The organism is Megasphaera sp. AF13-6AC, from assembly GCF_027685385.1.
Classification (GTDB): Bacteria; Bacillota; Negativicutes; order Veillonellales; family Megasphaeraceae; genus Megasphaera; species Megasphaera micronuciformis.
Genome location: NZ_JAQCUN010000067.1, coordinates 1 through 7,101, shown reverse-complemented (window position 1 = coordinate 7,101; position 7,101 = coordinate 1). Strand labels below are relative to the sequence as shown.

General features: G+C 43.8%; 9 protein-coding genes. 8 read left to right on the top strand and 1 reads right to left on the bottom strand.

What is annotated here, in order from left to right:
• The 6 genes from dusB to PGX78_RS04940 form a co-directional block, all read left to right on the top strand.
• Nucleotides 1-748 (top strand): tRNA dihydrouridine synthase DusB (gene dusB / locus PGX78_RS04965; RefSeq protein WP_270445653.1); only part of this gene is annotated, 748 nt, incomplete at its 5' end.
• Between the two features lie 151 nt (nt 749-899).
• Entirely contained in the window at nt 900-1,385 is a 486-nt protein-coding gene (gene greA, locus PGX78_RS04960; RefSeq protein WP_270445652.1) for a transcription elongation factor GreA, read from the top strand.
• A gap of 17 nt (nt 1,386-1,402) precedes the next feature.
• On the top strand, nt 1,403-2,911 hold the full coding sequence (gene lysS, locus PGX78_RS04955) for a lysine--tRNA ligase (protein ID WP_270445651.1): 1,509 nt from the start codon (nt 1,403-1,405) through the stop codon (nt 2,909-2,911).
• 61 nt (nt 2,912-2,972) lie between these two features.
• A complete protein-coding gene (locus PGX78_RS04950; protein WP_270445650.1) occupies nt 2,973-4,226 on the top strand; it encodes a hypothetical protein in 1,254 nt (417 codons plus the stop codon).
• Nucleotides 4,227-4,297: 71 nt separating this feature from the next.
• A complete protein-coding gene (gene brxF, locus PGX78_RS04945; protein WP_006941948.1) occupies nt 4,298-4,762 on the top strand; it encodes a BREX-3 system P-loop-containing protein BrxF in 465 nt (154 codons plus the stop codon).
• 98 nt (nt 4,763-4,860) lie between these two features.
• Nucleotides 4,861-5,685, top strand: a complete 825-nt coding sequence (locus PGX78_RS04940; RefSeq protein ID WP_006941949.1) for an undecaprenyl-diphosphate phosphatase — start codon at nt 4,861-4,863, stop codon at nt 5,683-5,685.
• Nucleotides 5,686-5,735: 50 nt separating this feature from the next.
• Here PGX78_RS04940 and PGX78_RS04935 read toward each other — a convergent pair whose 3' ends face one another.
• Nucleotides 5,736-6,206, bottom strand: a complete 471-nt coding sequence (locus tag PGX78_RS04935; protein WP_270445648.1) for a hypothetical protein — start codon at nt 6,204-6,206, stop codon at nt 5,736-5,738.
• A gap of 122 nt (nt 6,207-6,328) precedes the next feature.
• Here PGX78_RS04935 and PGX78_RS04930 point away from each other — a divergent pair, with 122 nt between their 5' ends.
• Both PGX78_RS04930 and PGX78_RS04925 read left to right on the top strand, forming a co-directional pair.
• Nucleotides 6,329-6,856 (top strand): DUF805 domain-containing protein, encoded by a 528-nt coding sequence (locus tag PGX78_RS04930; RefSeq protein WP_270445647.1) that lies wholly within the window; start codon nt 6,329-6,331, stop codon nt 6,854-6,856.
• A gap of 52 nt (nt 6,857-6,908) precedes the next feature.
• A partial coding sequence (locus PGX78_RS04925; protein ID WP_270445646.1) for an ATP-binding cassette domain-containing protein occupies nt 6,909-7,101 on the top strand: 193 nt, incomplete at its 3' end.

Genomic DNA, 7,101 nt, shown 5'->3' with positions numbered 1-7,101 from the left:
CGGGGCGGAGCCGGAAATTATGGCCAAAGCGGCTAAGGTTGCACAAGAGTACGGTGCCGATATCATAGATATCAATATGGGCTGCCCTGTACGAAAGGTTGTTCAGAACGGCGAAGGATCGGCTCTGATGAAGAATCTTCCTCTGGCGGAAAAAGTAGTGAGTGCCGTTGTTAAGGCCGTGTCGGTCCCCGTTACCGTAAAAATGCGTACCGGTTGGGATGACATCGAATTCGTTGCACCCGAGTTGGCCCGTCGATGTGAAGCGGCAGGGGCAGCGGCTCTTGCTGTTCACGGACGAACGCGGGAGCAATTTTACAGCGGTCGTGCGGACTTGGAAAAAATTGCCGCTGTCGTCAAAGCCGTGTCTATTCCTGTTATAGGTAACGGTGATATTACGGATGGTCCTTCGTGTGCTCACATGTTTGAGGAAACGGGTTGTACTGCCGTCATGATCGGACGTGGCGCTCAAGGAAATCCGTGGATTTTTGAGGAAGTTCGTGATTATCTGTCCGGAAGAACTGTACAAAAGCCGTCGGCGGCAGACCGTTATGCAGTGCTTTTAGAACATTTTGAAAGTCTTATTCGCTTTAAAGGTGCTCATATTGCTCTTAGAGAAATGCGTTCTCATGCCTCCTGGTATACCAAGGGTCTTTTCGGCTCAGCGGCATTGCGTGAGCGAATTAACCGAACCTCAACGGTTGAAGAGTTTAGACAGGTCATCTCCGAGGTGGCAAAATGCACGGTGTAAAGGTGAGCTTTTACATGCCTTTGTTTGACATTGACGATAGGGAAGAATATAATTAAATGTACTTGCGTACTTGTTAATTTACTCAGGAATAGAGTCCGACAGGACTGCTATTCCTGTTTGCAATCTATGGGCAAAAGGAGCATTCATATTCATGTCTAACGAAACACTGATTACAGCCGACGGGCTCGAAAAACTGAAAAAAGAATTGAACGAACTTAAATCGGTTCGTCGTATCGCCGTTTCTCAACGAATTAAAGAAGCAATCGCTTTAGGTGACTTGAGCGAAAACTCCGAATACGATGATGCCAAAAATGAACAGGCGTTTATTGAAGGCCGCATTGTTGAATTGGAAAATAAAATCAGAACAGCCAAAATTATTGAAGAATCAACTGATGATGTAGCCAAAGTTCGTCTGGGCTCCAAGGTGATTTTAGAAGATGCGGAAACGAAAGAACGCTTTGAATATACCGTCGTGGGTACAGCCGAAGCAGATCCGTTCAACAACCGAATCTCTAATGAAAGCCCTGTGGGAGCTGCTATTTTGGGTCAAAATGTGGATAAAGAAAATCCCGTTATCGTATCTGTAAAGGCTCCGGCCGGTGAAGTACAATATAAGATTTTGCCCTTTGAAGGCTAGAGTCGAGGAGGATAAGTATGTCTGACCAAGAAAAAAAAGCAGTACCGCATATTGAAGAAGAAAAATTAAATGACCAAATGGTGATTCGCCGCGAAAAGATGCAACAGTTTGCAGATGCCGGCGTATATCCTTTCGGTCAAAAATATAATTGGACCCATCATGCACAAGACATTAAAGACCGTGCGGAAGTGTTAGAAAAGGACGGCACGACGGTCAGTCTGGCAGGGCGACTCATGGCTTTGCGCCGCCACGGCAAAACTGCTTTTTGTGTCTTGCGCGATATAAGCGGTGAAGTACAGTTATACTTTCGTAAAGACGTAGTCGGTGAAGCTTCATACGAGCTTTTTAAACTTCTCGATATCGGGGATATTGTCGGTGTTGAAGGGGATGTTTTTACAACGCATACGGGGGAAACAACGGTGCGCGTAGTTACTTGGACGCTCTTGTCCAAGTCTCTGCGTCCTTTGCCGGAAAAGTTTCACGGCCTGACAGATAAGGAAACAAGATATCGTCAACGTTATCTGGATCTTATTGTCAATCCGGAAGTCAAAAACACCTTTATTATGCGTTCCCGTATTATTAAAGGCATTCGCGAGTATCTGGATGCACGTAATTTCTTGGAAGTGGAAACGCCCATGTTGCATAATATTGCCGGCGGTGCGGCGGCTCGTCCCTTTGTAACACACCACAACGCTTTGGATATGGATATTTTCCTGCGTATTGCTCCGGAGTTGCATTTAAAGAGATTGCTTGTAGGCGGCTTAGAACGTGTTTATGAAATGAACCGCTGCTTCCGCAATGAAGGGATTGACACACGACATAATCCGGAATTTACTACTGTTGAACTGTACCAGGCCTTCGGTGATTTGGAAGATGTTATTCGCATTACGGAAGAACTCGTATCTGAATTAGCTCTGAAATTGTACGGCACAACGAAAATTACGTACATTGATAAAGAAATAGAATTGGCGGCTCCGTGGAATCGCATGACCATGATTGAAGCGGTGGAAAAATACACGGGAAAAGACTTCTCTAAGGTTGAGACCGTCGAAGAAGCTCGTAAAATTGCCGATGAACTCCATGTTGAATACGGAGAATACGACGGAATCGGCAAGATTATTAATGCTTGCTTTGAAGACTATGTTGAAGAAAACCTTATTCAGCCGACCGTGATTACGGGGCATCCTTTGGAAATTTCGCCCCTTACGAAACAAGATGCGTCCAATCCTTTGTTGACCCATCGATTCGAAGCCTTTATTTATGGCCGTGAATTGGCTAACGGGTTCTCTGAATTGAATGATCCTCTCGATCAGCGGGATCGCTTTATTAAACAAATGGAAGAACGAGCTCACGGCGATGACGAAGCCCACCAAATGGACGAAGATTACTGCCGTGCACTTGAATACGGTATGCCTCCTGCCGGCGGTTTAGGTATCGGCATCGACAGATTGGTCATGTTCCTTACAAACAGTCCGTCGATTCGTGACGTGCTCTTGTTCCCCTTGAGTCGTCCCGAACAGAAATAATATGCCCGGCACCTTCTGAATTGTCTCAGGAGGTGCTTTTTACATACGAAAAGGAGATATTATGAAAAGATTTTACTCCTTACTTGCCGCTTTGTGCATGCTTATGTCCCTGCCGGTTGCAGCTTCAGCGGCAGATAATGTAAAGTCGGAAAAAATACCTGTTCGCCTTTTAAGTGATGTAGATGCGAAAGAGTCAAAAACTACAAAGGCAGAGCAGGAAAAGGAAACAAATTACAAAGTAAAGGCCTTGGAAGACGCTTTAAAAAACGGAGATTTACCGGTATATGAAACAAGACCGTATGAGAAGGCCGCTTTGCCGGAAGGAATAGAAGCGGTTCCGCTGAGTCCTTTGAAAGACGGAGCGTTTGCCGTCGGCAAGCTGCATAAGGGAACCGGTCTTGAAGAAGTATTGAAAATATACGGTTATCCGCAAAAGAGAACGGAAACGACGCATTTATTGAAGCTGACTTATGAAAAAGAAGACTTGGCTATGCGCGTTATCTTGAGAAAGCCTGTGGCACCGGCTTTAAAAGAAAACAATATTGATAAAAATCGTATACAGACAGGTGTAGAGTCTGTATATTTAACGAAGGGCGACTCCGTTATTATAGGTGACGATTTGACAATCGGAACACCTGTGGAAATTCTGATTCGCCGCTTCGGTCGTCCCGACCGGTTGTTGCGAGACACGGATGCCAATGTATATTATTTCGTGTACTCTTCTCTGTCCGAATGGGAAGATTTAGTTTTTGCCGTCGGTGACAGGAAGATTCGCCGTGTTGCCATGATGCCTGCAAGGCCTCCGTATACGGTGCGTCAAAAAGGTGTAAACGTCGGTACAGGCCTAACTAAAGAAGATTTTACGCTCATGGGCTTTCAGCCGGGAAGTAATTTTTCGCGAGATAAATATAATATGTGGCAGACCGTTATTAAAAGAGGGAAAACCGAATTTTGGCTCTATGGTGATTACGGAGTGGAATCGGACGGAATCGGTAAGGTGCAGCAAGTATTTCTTCTTTCCAACTCGGCGTATACGAGCAGAGGCATTACCTTAGGCTATCATGTATCGACCTTATTGGCTGCCTATGGAGTACCGAATCGCATTATTGCCGGTCCTGACGGCGAGGATTCTGTAGATGCATACTACTATGACAGTCCCTATGACAGAGAGACATCTCTGGTATTTACGGTGCAGCATGAGAAGCATTATATAAATGATATAATTCTTACGAATAAGCCTATTAAAGACATTCAGGATTCGCTGGGAAGATACGGATTGAAAGAAAGAAAGGCTATCGCAAAAGAATATACCTAAGGTCTTTACTTGAAGAGATACAATCAAGTATAATGAAACCAATCAAATACTAGCAAACGAAGGTGATTTTCATGGTTACAGATGCAGAAGTCTTAAAGCGGTGGAAGTACATTGCACAGGAAGATGAAAAGTTGCTGATTCTCATCGGCGGCCCCGGTTCCGGTAAAAGCCGGATTATTCGAGATTTAACTTATCAGGAAGGATGGAAGGTCTGCGAAGCCCGAGAGTTGTTTGATGACGAATTCTTGGAAATTCCCCGTGCCGATCGTCCGGAAAAGGCCATTGACCTTATTGCCAACGCTATCCGGCGGTTAAATGCTCGCGTTGTCATGATTGATAATGTCGGCTTCCTCTTTGCACCTATTCTGAACTTAAATCCCGTTGCAATGCTCAAAGAACTGAGCCGCGAATGCCCGATTATTGTAAGTTGGAGAGGTAAGCTCGAAGGTAATACACTCTACTTTGAACACAACGGCGATCCTAAGTATGCAAAATTTATTGTAGAAAATCCTAATCATGTTATTTCACTTGACTGACATATAAAAGCAATGCCCTTGGGCATTGCTTTTTTTTTATCCGCCCCTGTGATATAATGAGCGACGTGTTAATTATGTCAGACAGTAAGGAGTAGATTATGAGCGATTATATGATAGCCGTCATACTCGGCATTGTCGAAGGGTTTACGGAATTCCTGCCCGTTTCTTCTACGGGGCACATGATACTCGTCGGTGATTGGCTTGGTTTTGACGGTCCCAGAGCGAGCGTTTTTGAAGTTTTTATCCAATTAGGTGCGATTTTATCGGTTCTTTTCATTTATAAAGAAAAGTTCATTTACATGTTGCAGCAGTATAAATGCGTGCATCTTTTGAAGAGAGAAAATTGGTTTCGACGTGATACGGGATTGACGTTGGCACATGTTGCCGTCGGCATTGTACCGGTCATGCTTGTCGGATTTTTTGCACACCATGCTATCAAGACCTACCTCTTTTCTCCTTTTACGGTTATTATAGGCCTTATTGTCGGCGGTCTCTTTATGTTGGCTGCTGAACGAGCAAGGATACCCGTAGTTTGTGATGATGTGGAAAAACTGACAATTGTACAGGCCTTTTTAGTAGGTGCTTTTCAAATGTTGGCTCTTTGGCCGGGATTTTCTCGCTCCGGCTCAACATTGGGGGGAGGCCTCCTGTTGGGTATCAGTCGGAAAGCTGCGGCCGATTATTCCTTTATTATTGCCGTTCCCGTTATGATTGTCGCTTGCTTTTATGATTTATTAAAAAGTCTGTCTTATTTAGGCGGTAGTGACTTGGCCATGATTGCCATCGGTTTTGTAACGGCCTTCGTCGTCGCTTATATTTCCGTCCTTTGGTTCTTGAAATTTCTCAATAAATCTACATTGGCTTCCTTTGCATACTATCGCTTTGTAGTAGCAGTCGTTGCCTTTATCCATTTTATTTTGTAAATATAAAAAGAAGCGGTTACATGTTTAACATGTAACCGCTTTTGTGTTGCTTAGGCATGGCCACCTGAGAGGGAATAAAAATCATGCATGATATTTTGTATAAATGACTGGGGATTGGCTGAATCAGGCAAGTCGCGAACGATACTTTGCAGTAAGTTGGTAAACATCAAGTTAATACCTTGAGAATAGACCAGATAATAATACGTGACCTCTTCAGGAGCCCCGATAATAAGCGGTGCCAGTTGGTCGTTACTGGTAAAGGCAAGGTCGTAAAAAGAGAGGATATCTTCTTTGAACCGGCCTAAGTCCAATTTGTGAGAAGCATAATCTTCAGAAAAGGCGATGCCTATTTGAGCCAGATGTTCAGGAATTTCACTCAAACTGTCCGGAGCCTCTAATTCATGGTCTTCCATAACATGAATGAGTGTGTGCAAAGCTCCCGTGACGGATTCACAAAAGAAGTTAAAAGTAAACAGGCCTTCCGAACCTGTCGGATTTTCGTATATGTATGATTCTGACATAATATAACCTCCTACAATATTTTTCTCTAGTGTATCACATAAAACAAAAATTTGAGTACCGTTCTATAATATGATACCATTGAAAGGAAATGCATGTTGTAGGGTCCTATACGGAGGAGAGTATGGCTAAGGGGAAAAAAATAAAATTACAAAAACGTTCAACACCGCTTACACGTACAAGAGAAGGACTGTCCTTACCTGAAGGAGCGGGGAACAGCGGGTATATAGGTTTTCAAAACGCACAGGACTTGAAAGAAAAATATTTTGTGCGTACCGGACGTGTGGGCAGAATGCCTTTTGCTTTGCGTATGTTCGTTCTTTTTGTAGCCCAATTTATGTTTACCTTTATTTTGTACAATCGTATTGTAGAAGGAATTATTTTGGGTCAGCTATGGATTTGTGCACTCTTCGGTATTTTATTGATCCTTTTTACCGTGCCTACAGTCATGTCGCAAATATCTCTCGGTATCAGACGGTGTCATGATACGGGGCGAAGCGGTGCCTATTTTATCTTTCCGTATATTTGTTATTGCGGCGGTTTTGTGTTCCCTATTTTGGGTTTTCACGGAGCGACTACCATGGCATGGGTTGCGGCATTCATCTTATATGTCGTTCTGGCACTTATGAAGAGTGCACCGGACGGACGATAATACGGTAGCGACTCCATGGTGAGTATAGCTATACACAAGTGAGGCTGGAAATATGTCCATTCCTATGATAAAAACCGAAAAATTAAGTCATACGTACGAAGATGAAAACGGAGACCTTGTTTACGCTGTTAAAGATGTATCTCTGACAGTAGAAGAAGGGGAATTTGTAGCTGTTATCGGTACAAACGGATCGGGGAAATCGACGTTGGCAAAACATTTCAATGCGTTATTGTTGCCTACAAGCG